The sequence below is a fragment of the Enterobacter sp. fkY84-1 genome (assembly GCF_052974705.1).
The window spans coordinates 1,554,089-1,570,419 of sequence record NZ_CP169393.1 but is presented as its reverse complement, the minus strand read 5'-3'; the positions used below and the strand labels follow the sequence as shown (position 1 = coordinate 1,570,419).

Below are 16,331 nucleotides of genomic sequence, written 5' to 3'. Positions count from 1 at the left end.
AAAAACGAGTCGTTTATCGTCTGTTTATATGAATTGCCTTTATCCAAATTAATCATAAGGAATTCATATATATAGGATAGATACTGTCGCTTAATTCACCAGGGCGTTCTGAAGTTTGAGGTGGTTCACAAAGTTCCCAAAAATACACATTTAGTTACATATATTTTCTTTTGGTTACTCAATCTTGAGAATTGTAGCACTTTCAGGCTAGCGAAACGCTTCGGCGAATGGAAAGATGCCTGTCAGATACATAAAGACACCAAACTCTCATCAATAGTTCCGGAAATATTTATTGACAGAATTTATTGACGGCAGTGGCGAGTGTCATAAAAAAACCAATGAGGGTAATAAATAATGATGAAGCGCAATATTCTGGCAGTGGTAATCCCTGCCCTGCTGGTAGCCGGTGCAGCCAACGCTGCAGAAATCTATAACAAAGACTCTAATAAACTGGATCTTTACGGGAAAGCGGTTGGTCTGCATTACTTCTCTGACTATGCTGGCAACGACGGCGACCAGACTTACGCTCGTCTGGGCTTCAAAGGCGAAACGAAAATCAATGACCAGCTGACCGGTTATGGCCAGTGGGAATACAACTTCCAGGGTAACAACTCCGAAGGCGCCGATGCTCAGAGCGGTAACAAAACCCGTCTGGCGTTCGCAGGTCTGAAATTCGGTGATGCAGGCTCCTTCGACTACGGTCGTAACTATGGCCTGGTGTACGATGCAATCGGCATCACCGATATGCTGCCAGAATGGGGTGGCGACACTGGCAAGAGCGATAACTTCTTCTCCAGCCGTAATGGTGGTCTGGCGACTTACCGTAACAGCGGCTTCTTCGGCCTGGTTGACGGTCTGAACTTTGGCGTTCAGTATCTGGGCAAAAATGACCGTGATGATGCAGTACGTTCTAACGGTGACGGCTGGGCAACCTCAGTTAGCTATGATTTCGAAGGCTTTGGCGTTGTAGGTGCGTACGGCGCAGCTGACCGTACCAACAGCCAGCAAAAGCTGGTCTGGGGTAAAGGCGATAAAGCTGAGCAGTGGGCAACTGGCCTGAAGTATGACGCAAACAACATTTACCTGGCAGCGCTGTACGGCGAAATGCACAACGCCGCGCGTTTGAGCAGCAGCGGTTTCGCTAACAAATCTCAGGACTTCTCTGTTGTCGCTCAGTATCAGTTCGACTTCGGTCTGCGTCCATCCATCGCTTACTACAAATCTAAAGCGAAAGATGTTGAAGGCATTGGTGATGAAGATTTCATCAACTACATCGAAGTTGGCGCGACTTACTACTTCAACAAAAACATGTCCACCTATGTTGACTACCAGATCAACCAGCTGAAAGATGACAACAAACTGGGCATCAACAACGATGACACTGTAGCACTGGGTCTCGTCTACCAGTTCTAATCAGTACACCTCTTTGTTATATGCTTAATGAACAGGGCTTCGGCCCTGTTTTTTTATGCCTGACAGAAAATAATGGCGACTTTTGAAAAGCCGCACGCTTTTCGTCGCAAACGGTTGGCATTTTGTAAATCTACCGTTAACCTGATAGCGGATTTCACTTCTGTAATCACAATGGAACTTCGTCATGTTTGAGAACATTACCGCCGCTCCTGCCGACCCGATTCTGGGCCTGGCCGATCTGTTTCGTGCCGACGACCGCCCTGGCAAAATCAACCTGGGTATTGGTGTATATAAAGATGAAACCGGCAAAACTCCGGTACTGACCAGCGTTAAGAAAGCTGAGCAGTATCTGCTGGAAAACGAAACCACCAAAAACTACCTCGGTATTGATGGTATCCCTGAATTTGGTCGCTGCACCCAGGAGCTGCTGTTCGGTAAAGGCAGTGCAATTGTGAGTGACAAACGTGCCCGTACGGCACAGACCCCGGGCGGTACCGGCGCGCTGCGCGTGGCGGCGGATTTCCTTGCGAAAAACACCTCTGTGAAGCGTGTCTGGGTAAGCAATCCAAGCTGGCCGAACCACAAGAGCGTATTTAACTCTGCGGGTCTGGAAGTGCGTGAATACGCCTACTACGACGCAGCAAACCACTCTCTGGACTTTGACGGCCTGCTGGCAAGCCTGAGCGAAGCGCAAGCAGGTGACGTGGTGCTGTTCCACGGCTGCTGCCACAACCCAACCGGTATCGATCCAACGCTTGAGCAGTGGGAACATCTGGCGAAGCTGTCCGTAGAAAAAGGCTGGCTGCCGCTGTTTGACTTTGCCTACCAGGGCTTCGCCCGTGGTCTGGAAGAAGATGCCGAAGGCCTGCGCGCGTTCGCCGCGGTGCATCAGGAGCTGATCGTTGCAAGCTCCTACTCCAAGAACTTTGGTCTGTACAATGAGCGTGTAGGTGCCTGTACGCTGGTTGCGGCTAACGATGAAACCGTCGATCGCGCGTTCAGCCAGATGAAATCCGTTATCCGCGCTAACTACTCTAACCCGCCGGCACACGGTGCATCTGTCGTTGCGACTATCCTGAGCAACGATGCGCTGCGCGCCATCTGGGAACAAGAGCTGAACGATATGCGTCAGCGTATTCAACGCATGCGCCTGCTGTTTGTGAACACCCTGGCGGAGAAAGGCGCGGACCGCGACTTCAGCTTTATCATCAAACAGAACGGCATGTTCTCGTTCAGCGGTCTGACCAAAGAGCAGGTTCTGCGTCTGCGTGAAGAGTTCGGCGTGTACGCCGTAGCGTCTGGCCGCGTGAACGTTGCAGGCATGACGCCTGACAACATGGCGCCGCTGTGCGAAGCGATTGTCGCCGTACTGTAATTTGCGCCCATAAAAAAGCCTGCATCATGCAGGCTTTTTTTATTCGGGTTACCAGACAGGCATTTCATCCTGAAGGAACGGATTATGGAGCCGTTCATAGCCCAGCGTCGACATCGGACCGTGCCCAGGGATAAACGTCACATCATCACCCAGCGGCAATAACTTCTGTTTAATCGACTGAATCAGCTGCCCGTGATCGCCGCGCGGAAAATCGCTGCGTCCTACGCCACCTTTGAAAATCACATCGCCGGAAATCAGCAGACGAGACTGGTCATCAAAGAAGACGATATGGCCTGGCGTATGCCCAGGACAATGCAACACCTGTAAAGTCACATTCCCTATGCTAACGCGCTCTCCTTCGTTCAGCCAGCGATCGGGCGTCAGGGGCTGACACTCATCCAGGCCAAACATGCGGCTTTGGGCGGGTAACCCCTGTAGCCAGAACTCATCTTCTTTTTCCGGACCGACAATCGGCACGCCGTAGTGTTCAGCCAGTTCAGCCGCTGCGCCCACATGGTCGAGGTGACCATGCGTCAGTAAAATCTGCATAAGCGTCACGCCGCTGTCGGCGACTTCCTGCTTGATCTTCTCAGCGTCACCGCCGGGATCGACAAGCGCGGCCAGTTTAGTCTGTTCGCACCAGATGAGTGAGCAATTCTGGGAGAACGCGGTAACCGGAATAATACGATAGTTCATACTGCTCCTGTGTTTCGTTATTACCAGTGCCGAACCGGACCGGTATCAATATGCACAAAGTTGCTGCTGGGGTAATATCCTACACCACCTGCGCGCATAGATAACGCAGCTTTGCGAATATTGGCTAACGAAACGCCCTCAATATGGAAATCCATTGCCTGTCCCTTCGTGTGATAGCTTTTTTTCGCTACCCCGCGACTGTGGGCGCGCAGTTCATTATTGGTATCAACAGAGCGATAACCAGAAATAAGCTGCACCGGCTTGCTGGTACCCAGCAGGCCCTGAAGGCGGTAAAGCTGATCAAACAGTCCTGGATCGATGGCTTTTATTTTATTCGCGCGGAAATCACGGAAAAAATGGTTAAGTCTTGCTAATTCATCCTGAATATAGCCTCTGCCATCGAAGAACTCCGCTTTTAGCGACTCACCGGTATGAAGATTGTTGAGCGTTAAAACTCGCGGACGAGGTGTCGAGAGGGTGGCAAATGCTGGCGTCGGCAAGATGGCCGCTGCGCCAAGCGCAACACCACCTAACGCCAGCAGTTTGCGGCGATTAGCGTCAAATTTGTCCATGATAATCAGGTCTACAGGTAAAAGAAATCGTAATATGCATAGCGCACGAAGGGCACCTTAACTGGCAAAACCGGGTACGTCAAGGCGCCCAACCCCAGTGAATACGCGGCTTGCAGCGATATAGCCCCTTATTCACCCTAACTTACGACAATCAATTTTCCCGAACTGCTTCATTTACCTGATTAATTGTTCCGCTTTTGGCAAAATTTGTGCGCCGGATCGCGCGGTGAGATCATAATTGTAAATATCTGTACGGTACTGAGTCCGCCCGTCTTCGCCCACAAACGCCGTCAGATAGTAAAGATTGACCGGAATATTGTGCCGAATATTAACGTAACGCGTATCCCCTTGTTTCAGGGCATCCGAAATGCGCGTATCGTTCCAGCCCGCATCCTGCAGCAGCATATTGGCCAGCTCCGAGGCTTTGTTCACACGCACGCAGCCAGAACTCAGCGCGCGCGTATCTTTCTGGAACAGGTTGTGGTTCGGCGTATCGTGCAGATAGATAGCGTCAGAACTCGGCATATTGAATTTGTAACGCCCTAAAGAGTTATGCGCCCCCGGTGCCTGCTGGAAACGGAACGGCAGGTTTGACGCCGTGATTGTCGACCAGTCGACCATATAAGGATCGATAGCCTCTTTACTGTTCCATCCACGCATCACCGTATAGCCATGACGTTCCAGATAACCCGGATCGTTCCAGACCTTCGGCAGAATGTCTTTACGCGCCAGCGTCGGCGGCACGTTCCACGGCGGGTTAACGACTACGTTATTGAGCGCGCTGCTCATCATCGGTGTTTTGCGATCCGGACGCCCGACAATCACGCGCGACGCCAGTTTTTCGCTACCGTCCTGGTAATAGACCAGGGAATACGCCGGAATGTTAACCATAATGCCGGTAGAAAGGGTTCCCGGCAGCAGGCGCAAACGCTGGATATTGAGCGCCAGCACCCCTGCCCGCTGCGCAGGCGATACGTTCAGCCAGTCTCGCGTCGTCTGGCCAATGACGCCATCGGCTCCCAGTCCCTGAGCGGCCTGGAATTGCTTCACTGCCGCAACCAGCTCGCGATCGTATGCTGCGGGTTTATTGCCGACGGCAATCGCTTTTTTCTCTTTCACGGGCGCTGACGGGCTGACCGCCGCGTTTTGCGGATCGTCGCCTGGCAGGGCGATATGTGGCCCGCCTTCAAGAAGACCCGAGCGCGTCAGGATCTCGCGCAGAGCAGGCACATCGCTGCTCCACTGCCCCGGACGCAGCGTCGCGGCGCCGCGCATCTGCGGCCATGGGCGCGAGTCGCCCACCAGCGCGAGGAGCGACTGGTGAAGCGTGGCGTATTGTGGATGCACCGGTGCGAGGCTGGCAATAAAGCGCGGCAGTTCGCCATTATCCAGGGCTAACTGCCACTGGTTAATCACCGATAGCGCTGGCGTCGCGAGCTTATACGGCTTATCGCTGTACAGCCAGCGGTTGCCATTGACCGGAATACCCGCCACGAACTGCAGGTAACCCATCATGGCATCGGAAAGCACCACATCTCTCGCCTGCCCTGTTACGGCAGGATCGGTTAACAGTTCAACCCACTTTGTAAACTGCGGCTGAAACCCTGCAATTGCGACCTCCGCCAGCTGTTGCTGGAAGGCGCGCACGGCATCGCGGTTTTCCCACATCGGTTTCATATCGCGGGCAGCATAAAGCAGCGTGAGCTGATTGAGATAGACAGGCGTGTAGCCTGACGGCAGCCCCGACTGCAGCTGCTGGCTGAGCGATTCGGCGTCGATGCCTTCCGGCAGCGGCTTAATACCGGCCATGATCGCTGTCGCCGGAGATTGCTCCAGCGGCTGGGACAACGACGTAGGCTGCGTGCCTGTCGTTGCCGAGCTGTCAGTCGGCACAATTTCAGGCTCGTCGGCCTGGGCGGTTAACAGTGGAGCAAACATCACTGCCAGGCATAGACTTAGCGCCGACAGCTGACGACCACATTCTTTCTTAAGCAACATCCCTTGCCCCCTGTTTTCACGACATGCCCATCACGTTGGGGCTTTCTTTCATTATAGGTAGACGGCTAAGCTGTTGCCTTACCTTATGTAAAGAAGTTTAAAGATAACGCAGCCCTAAGCACAAGTTAAGTTTAAAAAAAAAGCGGCGCCAGAGCGCCGCTTCGGGTCAGAAGACACTTCAGGAAGCGTCCGCCGTGGTTTCCGGCAGTGACTCCGGCGGCTGCGGCGCAAAGCCGCGCAGCCCGACAACGTGAACGTGCTCGCTGTTCTGGAACACTTTACGCACCAGCTTGTAGGTTGTCCCTTTTTCAGGGCTGATGTTCTCCGGTGCCGCAATGATGAGCTGCATATCGAGACGTTCGCAGAGCTCAAACAGCGTGGCAATGGAGCGCGCATCAAGACGCGCCGCCTCATCAAGGAACAGCAGTCGGCATGGGGAGATGTCTTTGCCGCGCAGGCGGCGCGCTTCGTCTTCCCAGCTCTGTACCACCATCACCAGAATCGACATCCCGGTACCGATCGCTTCACCGGTAGAGAGCGCCCCGGATTCCGCGCGCAGCCAGCCGTCGGAGCCACGGTTTACCTCTACCTCCATTTCCAGGTAGTTACGGTAATCCAGCAGCTCTTCCCCTATGGTTTGCGGCGTACGCTGTCCCATATCAATCTGCGGATTCAGGCGCTGATACAGCTTCGCCAGCGCTTCGGAGAAGGTCAGACGGTTGCTGTTGAACAGATCCTGGTGCTGCTCGTGCTGCTCAGACAGCACTTCCAGCAGCGTCGCGTGGGCTTCACGCACGTTGACGTTGAGGCGCACGCTGTTCACCTGGCCAAACGACACGCTCTGCAGACCCTGGTTCAGCTGGCGAATGCGGTTCTGCTCGCGCTGAATGGTTTTGCGGATGATATTCGCCACGCTGCGGGAGCTGATCGCCAGCTTCTGCTCGCGAGAGGTCAGCTCTTCCGTCAGACGCCCCAGCTCGATTTCCATCTGCTCAATGGCTTCGACCGGATCGTCGGTACGGATAATGTCCTGACGAATACGCTCGCGCAGGTGCTGGTAAACCGCCACGAAGAACTGGATTTTACGTTCAGGGCGTTTCGGATCTTCTGACATACGCAGGACATCGCGCAGGTGTTCGTTATCCGCCACCGCCAGACGCAGCGCACCCAGCGCCTTATCCGACATGGAACGCAGCTCATCGGCAGAGAGATACGCCAGCTCGCGACGGTGCAGACGACGCTCAACGTTATTGTCTTTCACCATGCGCATTACCGCGCACCAGCCCGCCTTCGCGGTCACGACCTGCTCGCGCATCTCAAAGTAGTCGCGCTCCAGCTTGCGCAGGCGACGGGTCAGGTTATCCATCTCCGCTTCACAGAAGGTCAGCGCTTTTTCCAGCTGATTGCGACGCGCGCGGTTGTTGCTGAGCTGAGCATGCAGCTCGTCACGACGAATGCGCGCGCGCTCTTCCGCCCCGCTGTCGGCACGGACGCCGATATCCTGAAGCTCTTTCTGCAGGTCGTTTAACAGCTCTTTCTTGGTGTCGAAGGAGCTTTTCAGCGAGGCCAGCACCTGGTTGTACTGGTTCAGCTGAGCGGAGTGGCTGCGCATCGCTTCGCGGGCGCGGGTACGCTCCGCTTCCGCCTGCTCAAGGCGCTGACGCAGCTTTTCATTCAGATCGCTGTTACCGCTCAGCATTTCCGCCGAATCGGAGTAGCCGAAATGGGCGCGACGCTGCACCACTTCCGTCAGGGCAAACGCCTGCTGACGCGCTTCGCGCTGCACCTGCTGTGACCAGGCATAATCTTCTTTTAACTGCTCGAACTGTTCCGGGTCGCTCTGCAGGACAGAGACAACCGGCTCCAGCTTCGCCAGCTGATTGCCGTGCTGCTGCACGAAGCGCGCGGCTTCCTGCGCTTCATCCAGACGCTCCTGGATCTCATCCACGCGGTCGGCCAGCGTGTCGTCTGCCAGCAGATTCAGGCGCGGCAGAATACGGTTAAGGGCCGCGACGCCCTCTTTCGCCTGCTCGAACTGGACGCGACTCTGCTGGTTGTCGCTTTCATGACTGGCAATCGCCCGTTCCAGCTCGCCACGGCGGGTATTGAGCTTGCGAATTTCCGCTTCAGGGTCGGCTTCGAAGGCCACGGCCAGATGGCTGCCGATAAAGCGGCTGAATGCCTGATGCAGACGCTGGGTTTTCTGCACGTCGAACGACAGCGTCGCAAAGCGTTCAGACAGCGTTTCGCGCTCGGCGTGCAGGCTCTCGATGCGGCTTTCGCGCGCGGCGCGGCCAAACAGCGGCAGTTCCGGGAAGCGGGAGTAGCGCCACTGACGGTCGGCAATTTTCACCACCACCGCTTTTTCCAGCTCGTCGACGCTGAATACGCTGTCATCGAACGACTGCGGATCCCCTTCGATCAGGTAGAGATCTTCCGGACAATCTTCCAGACCGGCAAGCTGCTCAGAAATCAGCGACAGATCCGGCACCACGATCGCGTTACGCGACGGGCCATACAGTGCCGAGAAGTAAGGCGCATCGTCCAGGCCGACGTCGTCGTAAATCTCAGACAGCAGCACGCCGCCAAAACGCTCTGCCAGGGCATTGAGGCGCGGGTCTTCCGCACCGCCCGGCTGGCTTAAGCGCTCAATCTCTTCGTCGACGTCACGCTTGCGCGCGCCCACTTCATCACGCTCAACAATCGCCTCGCGCTCGCGCTCCAGCAGCTGCTGCAGGTATTCAGTGACTTCCTGGCTGGATTCGAACTGCTCGCCGCACTGCTCACTGAGCTGGTTAAGGCTGCTCTGGGCCGCCAGCCAAACCGGGGCACGCTGCAGAAGCGCTTGCGAACGGGACTGAAGCTGTTCCAGCTCCTGACGCAGGGTCATACGCTGTTCGCTAGCGCTGGAAACCGTGTCTGAAAGCGCAGCGATACGCGCCTCGAGTTCCTGATGCAGGGCCTCAAGCTCGTCAAAATCGTAATGTTTGCCCTGACGCTTGCAGAATTCGGCCAGCAGACGCTCGGCCTCCTGCTGCTCGCGCAGGCGCTGTTCCAGCTCGTTCAGACGCATACGCAGCGGCTGAACCTGCTCGGCCAGATGGCGCTGGTTCACGCCGTCGCGCAGCAGCTCGCGGGCAACGTCCCAGGCTTCGTTACGTGCCAGCGGGCCGTTAATCGCCACAACCAGCTGATAGGCCTGCTCAAACTGGCTGTGCGCCGTTTGGGCGACGCTCATTTTCTGTTCGAGGGACAGCAGTTTCTCAGTGGCTTCCTGCTCTTTGGCCTGGAAGGTATCCAGCCACTCGTCGGCGCTTTCCGGCGTCAGGTCTGGCAGATGGCACAGCTCTTTCGCGCGCTGTAATGCCTGCAGTGCCTGGGTGTACTGGATCGCGCGCGTCTGCTGCACGTCCAGCGCCTGCTGATAATCGGCAAGCTGGCTTTTCAGCTCATCCACTTCCAGCTCGGCCGCTTCGGCGCGGGCTTCGTTCTCTTCCTGCATCTCGGCGGCTTCGGCCACCACTTCATTTTGCTCTTCAAGACGAATTTGCAGCTCGTCGAGGTCCGCTTCATAGCGCTCGATTTTCTCCTGCTGACGCAGCGCGGTCTGCACCAGGTTCAGGTGATCGCTGGCGGCCTGGTAATCGGCTTCCAGATCACCTTCAGCACCGTTGTGCTCGCCGAGCTCGCGCGCCATTTCGACGTGCTTGTACTGCTCGGCCACCAGCTGTTTGCGGGAGGTAAACAGCTCGCGGCGGTATTCTAATGCCTGATCGAGGTGGACGCGGCGCTCGTTGGCGTGGCGCATGTAGTCCGCCGCCACGTAGTTAGTGGCTTCGCTGATCAGGTGTTTAAACAGATCGCGGTCAGACTGGGTCACGCGAATCGCTTCCAGCGTCATGCGGTTTTCACGCAGCGCCGCCTCCATGTCCTGGAAGGCCTTACGCACGCCGCTGTTTTCCGGCAGCAGGTAGTCGCGCAGGGAACGGGTAATGGCGCTGGAGATACCGCCGTACAGGGACGCTTCGATCAGGCGGTAGTATTTGCTACGGTCTGATGCCGTGCGCAGACGACGCGCCACCACGCCGAGATCGAACATCAGCGAGTGGTAGTCTGTAATCGAGTTGAACTGCTTGAACTGCACGCCTTCGATCGCTTCGAGCTTATCTTTCAGCTCCTGCAGCGTCAGCACGCGCGCCTGGCGCTCGTTCAGGGTTTCCGTCAGCAGCGCCGTCGGCTGTACAGACGTTGGCAGCCCCTGGATGGCGAACGGTTTAATGTCGACTTTACGGTCGCGACCGGCAACCTGCTGCAGGCGCACGCCCACCACCACGCGCTGATGGCGGGAGTTAATGACGTCCAGAACCGAATAACAGACGCCGGCCCTCAGCTTCCCGTGCAGACCTTTATCACGGGAACCGCTTGTGGCCCCCGCTTCGGTGGTGTTACGGAAGTGAAGCAGCGTCAGATCAGGGATCAGCGCCGTGACAAACGCCGCCATGGTGGTGGATTTACCCGCCCCGTTACCGCCGGAGAGCGTCGTCACCAGCTCATCCAGATCGAACGTTCGGGCAAAGAAGCCGTTCCAGTTAATCAGCGTCAGTGAGCGAAATTTACCGCGTTCAATCATTACTCTTCCTCCCCGCTATCCGGCAGATTCTCTTCATGCTCATCATTGAGCTGCAAATGGTTTTCCACCGGCATCGCTTCACCGTCGCGGATCATGCGAAGCTGCGCTTCACGCGCGTCATCGCCCGCACGCACGTCGGCGCCGAAGCGGAAGACAGATTCCGTAATGCGGAATTTGCTGCTGTCGTGCCCCATAAACCAGACCATCCCCAGACGACGCAGACGGTTCAGGGAAGAGCGGACTTTTTCCTGTAATTTCTGACGATCGAGATCCGACCCCGTGGAGCGGTTGTTCACCAGCTTGAGCAGCTTGCTCTCATCTGCCAGCGTCAACAGCTCGTCGTAAAGTTCCTGCTGGGTGAAGATCCCTTCATTCGCCAGACGTTCCGGGCTGAGGTAGAGGTAGCAGAGAATTTTGCCGACCATCATATCCAGCTCGGAGAGCACGGAACGCGGAATCAGCGTCGTGGAGCGCGGGCGCAGGTAGAAAAACCCTTCCGGCGCGCGGATAAGCTCCACGTTGTAGCGGGCGTAAAACTCTTCCAGGTACTCCTGGAAGTCCATCAAAAAGGCGTGATTATCCAGCTCGTCTAAGCCAATGTGACGACCGGCACGCAGCTGGCTGTCCAGCGCCGGAAATAACGGATTCGCCAGCGCCTGTGCCAGCTTAACCGGCATCACTTGTTCAATATTTGTCAATGACATGCGCCTGTACCTTGGCTCCGTAATCGTTAATTGGCTGCCACTTCGGCGGCAGTCCGGTGAAATCGGCTTGCGCGATACCCAGGCGAACCGCCTGGTCTACCACAATGCGGGCAACGTCGAAGTGGCGCGCGCGCGGATATTGCGCCAGATAGTCGCGCACCACGAGCCCCAGATCCAGCGGAGCTTGTCTGGTTTTGTAGACAGCAAGCTGTTCTTCGATCATCGCCGCAAGCTGCTCGCGAATTTCGTTAAATTCTTCGTATTCCAGATCCGGCGGCAGTTCACCGGTTACCTCTTCATCACGCAATGCCATCTCTTCGTCGCGCATATCCAGCAGACGATCGGCATTGGCGTAGGTCAGCGCCCACGGCGCATCGAAATAGGTCTGCACCGACTGGCGCAGACGCTGGGCAAAGACGCGGTTTTTATCCATATCGATCGCGGTACGGATAAATTTATGCACGTGTCGGTCGTAGCCGATCCACAGGTCGATCGACTGCTGGCCCCAGCTGATGATGCGGTCCAGTTTACTCTGCAGGTCGAACACCAGACGGTCGATAAAGTGCAGATCGTCGTGCGCCAGCGTCGCGTCCTGGATGCGCAGCAGGTTCGCCTGCAGCTTATCCCCTGCGGCTTCCAGCGTATCCTGCAGCTCACGCAGCGTACCGGAGGTTTCTGACAGCAGAAGTTCACAGCTGGAGATGGCTGCACGCCAGTCTTTATTCAGCAGCTGTGCGATATCGTCTTTGACCTGCTGCTGCTGTTCGTCCATCAGGCGCTGGGTCAGATCGATACTGTCGAAGATTTCCGCCACCGAGTATTTCAGCGGTGCATAGACGTTTCGGTGCCAGTGGAATTCGTCACCGTCTTCATCTGCCGCATCGGCGGCGCGCTTAAGCTCACCGGCCACGATCGACAGCTGCATGGACAGACGCAGCGTGGAAAATTCGCGCTGGCGAATGTAGTAATCGGTGATGCCGATGCCCAGTGGCGTCAGGCGATAGATGGCGTTTCCTTCCGCCTGCTCGCTGGTAAAGCGGTTCAGCAGACGTTGACGCACCATATCGTTAATTGCGTTGTTGGCACGCACGCTAATGGTTTCGCTGGTTTGCTCAAACGCATCACTGACATGGCGGAACGCGTCCACCAGTTCACCCTCGCTCATTTCCCCATCCAGCCGCTCGCCGTTCAGCGTGGCAACCGCCAGCAGGAAAGAGAGTCTGTCTACCGGCAGCGAGATGGAGAAATCGTTTTTCCTGGCCCAGGCAACCAGTTCGGGGACTGTCTGGGAAAATTCACTCATAGGTTATCCTTGCATCTGCGGCTTGTGCGCGGTGACGTGAATATAGCGGCCAAGGCTGACAAAAGGCTCCTGGCGGCAATACCGCGTTTCCAATTCTGTTAAGGTGTCAAAACAGTCACGCTGTTTGTGTTTTTCACGCAGATAATCATGAAACACCCTGACGCCCGTCTTCCCGACAATCTGCCAGCCAATCGCTTCCAGCCAGCCATAGACCTGCTGTGGATCGCGCGGATAGTCCGGGGAAAGCGTGCGTTTTTTCTTTTTGGGCATCCCGACCTGAACATAGTCGAAGTTTCCCGCAACCATGTTGTGCATCAGGAAGCCGTTAGCATTGTAGAACATCAACGACAGCGTGCCGCCCGGGCGCAACATCGACCACAGGGTTTGTAACACGCTTAGCGGATCGGCAACCCACTCCAGCACCGCATGAAACAATATCAGATCAACCTGGGTTTCCAAATGCTGTGCGATGTCCTGAGCGGCGCATTGTATAAAATGCATGTTGTCGCTCACACCTTTCTCTTCTGCCGCACGCGTCGCGCGGGCGACCATTTCAGCAGAAAGATCGCAAAGCGTGACGTGATGACCGCGTTCCGCCATTTTTATGGCCGTCTGCCCTTCACCGCCTCCGGCATCCAGTACGCGCAACGTTTGACCACCAAAGGTAGCCAGAATGGTGTCCAGATCCTGCCAGAGGATCGTCTGACGGAGCTGCCCTTTCGTGGTGCCATAAATGTTGCGCGAAAACTTTTCCGCGATGTCATCAAAATTGCGATCCCGCATTGGGAGAGTTCCACTCGCTAACTGCAAAACCGCTATTTTGTCACACCCGCGCGGAGAATGAACCTCTCTGGTGTAATATCACCGTCAATCACCTGCTATATGGTCAAAAAAGGAACCAAAAAGGATGCTTTTTACCCTTAAGAAATACATTGGAGGGATGATGCTTCCCCTTCCGCTGCTGCTCATCATCATCGCGCTGGGGCTGGCGCTGGTGTGGTTCAGTCGCTTTCAGAAGAGTGGCAAAACGCTGATCACGTTCGGCTGGTTGGTCCTGCTGCTGCTGAGCCTGCAGCCGGTGGCTGATGGTCTGTTACGCCCCATCGAAAACAGGTACCCGACATGGCAGGGAAATCAGAAAGTGGCGTACATCGTTGTGCTGGGCGGCGGATATACCTGGGATCCTGACTGGGCCCCCAGCTCAAACCTGATCAACAACAGCCTGCCGCGGCTAAACGAAGGCATTCGCCTCTGGCTGGCGAATCCGGGATCAAAAATGATCTTCACCGGCGCGGCGGCCAAAACGAACCCGGTGAGTACGGCGGAAGCGGGTGCCCGGGTCGCGGAATCACTCGGCGTACCGCGCTCCTCAATCATCACGTTGGACAGCCCAAAAGATACTGAAGAAGAAGCTGCCGCAGTGAAGCAGGCGATTGGTGAAGCCCCGTTCTTACTGGTGACCTCCGCCTCGCACCTGCCACGCGCGATGATTTTCTTTGAAAAACAGGGCCTGCGCCCGCTTCCCGCACCGGCGAACCAGATGGCCATCGACGCGCCGCTTAATCCGTGGGAGCGGGTAATCCCCTCCCCTATGTGGCTGATGCATAGCGATCGCGTCGGTTATGAGACGCTCGGACGCCTCTGGCAGTGGCTGAAAGGTTCCTCAGGCGAGCCAGGGCAAGAGTGATTTAGTCGCCAGATCGAAGTTTGCGCGATTAAAGCGTCCGGTGTTAACCAGCTGCGCAACTTCGTCCCAGAGCAGGTAGAGCCAGCGCCGCCAGAGAAACGCTTCCGCAACGGGGGCGCGTTGAAGGTAATGCCACAGTAAACCTTCCGCCGCCCCGCTGTCGCTGAGCCTGAACAGCTCATATTCGCGCGGAGCCCAGAGCATGATCCCCGGCCCCACCATCGCCAGGAGCTGATCGCTGCGGGGGTCTTTCAGCATACTGCGCAGGGTGAAGTTACCGTGGATCAGCACGCAGTTATCGTTAAAACCTTCGAACAGCGCCGGTAAACACTCCCGGGTGCGAAAGAGAATACGTTTGTCCTGCATGGTTAAACCGGTATTGTTGAACTGGTTAAGCGTTCCCCACAGCACTTCAACCCGCTGGCGATACCACAGCGGCCAGAGATTTTCCTGAGTGCTGTCGACCGGCCCGACAAGTCCGCGGCTATCCTGACGGTGCCATGCCAGCAGCGCCTCGACAATCTGGTCTTTTAGCTGTTCCCAGCGTTCCGGCGTTCGCGCGGGCGCTTCAACGGGTACACCACGTAAACGTTCAATCAGCAGTACGTCCGGGCCGGGGTGTTCCTCATGGGTCATCACGCCGTACACCGTTGGCATACGCACGGTTCCCTCCCGCGCCAGCATCGACATTTTCCATGCAAGCTGCCTGGCAACGCCGGGTGACGTGAAACTCCGTGCCATCAGCGGCATTGGGTTACCCTCACTGTCGTACAACGACCAGAGCGCGGTATCGGCTTTTTCACTCACGCATTCGACCCGGCTTAACTTTTCACCCAGCAGATGGCTAAGTTCGGCACGCAGCTGTTCCATATGAGATTACCCCCATTAAGACTACTGCTTTTATAATGAGCGTCCTTAATGAAGATGTCACCCGGAAGAGATCAATCAGGAAAAAGAAAGTGAAAAATAAACCGGAGAGTGCATCTCTCCCAACGGAGAGATGCCGGTAAGATTAACGCAATTCAGCGCGAACGCGCTCAAGATCTTCAGGGGTGTCTACGCCCGTGCCGGGGACTTCCTCAGCAACGGCAACGTGAATTTTCTCGCCGTACCAGAGCACGCGGAGCTGCTCCAGCATTTCGATATGCTCCAGCGGACTCGGGGCCCAGGCCACATAGCGGCGAATAAAGCCGGCGCGATAGCCGTAGATCCCAATATGACGCAGGAAGGTATCACCGATGGTCTCTTTAGAAAGCGCAAAGCGATCGCGATCCCACGGGATCGTGGCACGGGAGAAATAGAGCGCATAGCCTTCCGCATCCATGACGACCTTCACCGCATTCGGGTTGAAAGCTTCTTCTGCATGATGAATGGGTACCGCCAGCGTGGCCATTCCGACCTGACGCTGCGCCAGGTTTTCGGCCACCTGACGGATAATCACCGCGGGGATCATCGGCTCGTCACCCTGCACGTTTACGATAACCGTATCATCACTGAAACCGCATTTCTCAACCACTTCCGCCAGACGCTCGGTGCCGGACTGGTGATCTGCGCGGGTCATGCATACCTCGCCGCCTGCCGCCTCAACCGCACGAGCGACATCCGGATGATCGGTGGCAACAATCACACGGTCAGCACCGGATTCACGCGCCCGCTCAAGGACATGCACGATCATCGGCTTGCCATTGATATCCACCAGCGGTTTACCCGGCAGACGGGTTGAAGCGTAACGCGCAGGAATAATGACAACAAAACTCATGGTTTGCTCTCTTCTGCCACCAGGGAACGGGCTTCGTTTTCCAGCAATACCGGAATACCGTCGCGCAGCGGGAAAGCCAGGCTGTCCAGCTTGCAAATGAGCTCTTGTTTGTCCTGGCTGTAGTAGAGTTTGCCGTTGCATACCGGGCAGGCAATAATTTCAAGTAAACGGTGATCCATAGTTCCTCCGTATGG

General features: G+C 56.2%; 13 protein-coding genes. 3 read left to right on the top strand and 10 right to left on the bottom strand.

From position 1 onward, the window contains the following. Positions 1 to 354: 354 nt before the first annotated feature. Positions 355 to 1,413: a porin OmpF gene (ompF, locus tag ACEPLT_RS07315; RefSeq protein WP_032674472.1), complete on the top strand. Its 1,059-nt coding sequence runs from the start codon at positions 355 to 357 to the stop codon at positions 1,411 to 1,413. Between the two features lie 184 nt (positions 1,414 to 1,597). Continuing rightward, positions 1,598 to 2,788 (top strand): aspartate transaminase, encoded by a 1,191-nt coding sequence (aspC, locus tag ACEPLT_RS07310; protein WP_008499949.1) that lies wholly within the window; start codon positions 1,598 to 1,600, stop codon positions 2,786 to 2,788. A gap of 48 nt (positions 2,789 to 2,836) precedes the next feature. Here the strand turns inward: aspC and ACEPLT_RS07305 are convergent, their stop codons facing one another. The 7 genes from ACEPLT_RS07305 to cmoM all read right to left on the bottom strand — a co-directional run bounded on the left by ACEPLT_RS07305 (position 2,837) and on the right by cmoM (position 13,474). Continuing rightward, positions 2,837 to 3,484 (bottom strand): MBL fold metallo-hydrolase, encoded by a 648-nt coding sequence (locus ACEPLT_RS07305; protein ID WP_008499950.1) that lies wholly within the window; start codon positions 3,482 to 3,484, stop codon positions 2,837 to 2,839. 20 nt (positions 3,485 to 3,504) lie between these two features. After that, a complete protein-coding gene (locus ACEPLT_RS07300) occupies positions 3,505 to 4,056 on the bottom strand; it encodes a YcbK family protein (RefSeq protein WP_008499951.1) in 552 nt (183 codons plus the stop codon). Between the two features lie 174 nt (positions 4,057 to 4,230). Beyond that, entirely contained in the window at positions 4,231 to 6,054 is a 1,824-nt protein-coding gene (ldtD, locus tag ACEPLT_RS07295; RefSeq protein ID WP_032674470.1) for a L,D-transpeptidase, read from the bottom strand. Positions 6,055 to 6,232: 178 nt separating this feature from the next. Next, positions 6,233 to 10,684, bottom strand: a complete 4,452-nt coding sequence (gene mukB / locus ACEPLT_RS07290) for a chromosome partition protein MukB (protein WP_232928323.1) — start codon at positions 10,682 to 10,684, stop codon at positions 6,233 to 6,235. Continuing rightward, positions 10,684 to 11,388 carry a chromosome partition protein MukE gene (gene mukE, locus ACEPLT_RS07285; protein WP_008499954.1) on the bottom strand — a complete coding sequence of 235 codons (705 nt, stop codon included), beginning with the start codon at positions 11,386 to 11,388 and terminating at the stop codon, positions 10,684 to 10,686. The genes mukB and mukE overlap by 1 nt, the downstream gene beginning before the upstream one ends. Continuing rightward, complete coding sequence (gene mukF, locus ACEPLT_RS07280; RefSeq protein WP_008499955.1) at positions 11,369 to 12,691, bottom strand: chromosome partition protein MukF; 1,323 nt, start codon at positions 12,689 to 12,691, stop codon at positions 11,369 to 11,371. The genes mukE and mukF overlap by 20 nt, the downstream gene beginning before the upstream one ends. Positions 12,692 to 12,694: 3 nt before the next feature. Then, positions 12,695 to 13,474 (bottom strand): tRNA uridine 5-oxyacetic acid(34) methyltransferase CmoM, encoded by a 780-nt coding sequence (gene cmoM / locus ACEPLT_RS07275; protein ID WP_008499956.1) that lies wholly within the window; start codon positions 13,472 to 13,474, stop codon positions 12,695 to 12,697. 124 nt (positions 13,475 to 13,598) lie between these two features. Here cmoM and elyC point away from each other — a divergent pair, with 124 nt between their 5' ends. Next, a complete protein-coding gene (gene elyC / locus ACEPLT_RS07270; RefSeq protein ID WP_219983618.1) occupies positions 13,599 to 14,378 on the top strand; it encodes an envelope biogenesis factor ElyC in 780 nt (259 codons plus the stop codon). Here elyC and ACEPLT_RS07265 read toward each other — a convergent pair. The 3 genes from ACEPLT_RS07265 to ycaR all read right to left on the bottom strand — a co-directional run bounded on the left by ACEPLT_RS07265 (position 14,355) and on the right by ycaR (position 16,316). Then, complete coding sequence (locus ACEPLT_RS07265) at positions 14,355 to 15,248, bottom strand: YcbJ family phosphotransferase (RefSeq protein WP_008499958.1); 894 nt, start codon at positions 15,246 to 15,248, stop codon at positions 14,355 to 14,357. The two genes, elyC and ACEPLT_RS07265, sit on opposite strands and share 24 nt — an antisense overlap. A 142-nt stretch (positions 15,249 to 15,390) precedes the next feature. Then, positions 15,391 to 16,137 carry a 3-deoxy-manno-octulosonate cytidylyltransferase gene (kdsB, locus tag ACEPLT_RS07260; RefSeq protein WP_008499959.1) on the bottom strand — a complete coding sequence of 249 codons (747 nt, stop codon included), beginning with the start codon at positions 16,135 to 16,137 and terminating at the stop codon, positions 15,391 to 15,393. Further along, positions 16,134 to 16,316, bottom strand: coding sequence for a protein YcaR (gene ycaR / locus ACEPLT_RS07255; RefSeq protein ID WP_006174474.1), 183 nt, complete (start codon positions 16,314 to 16,316; stop codon positions 16,134 to 16,136). Before ycaR ends, kdsB begins: the two co-directional genes overlap by 4 nt. Positions 16,317 to 16,331: the final 15 nt, after the last annotated feature.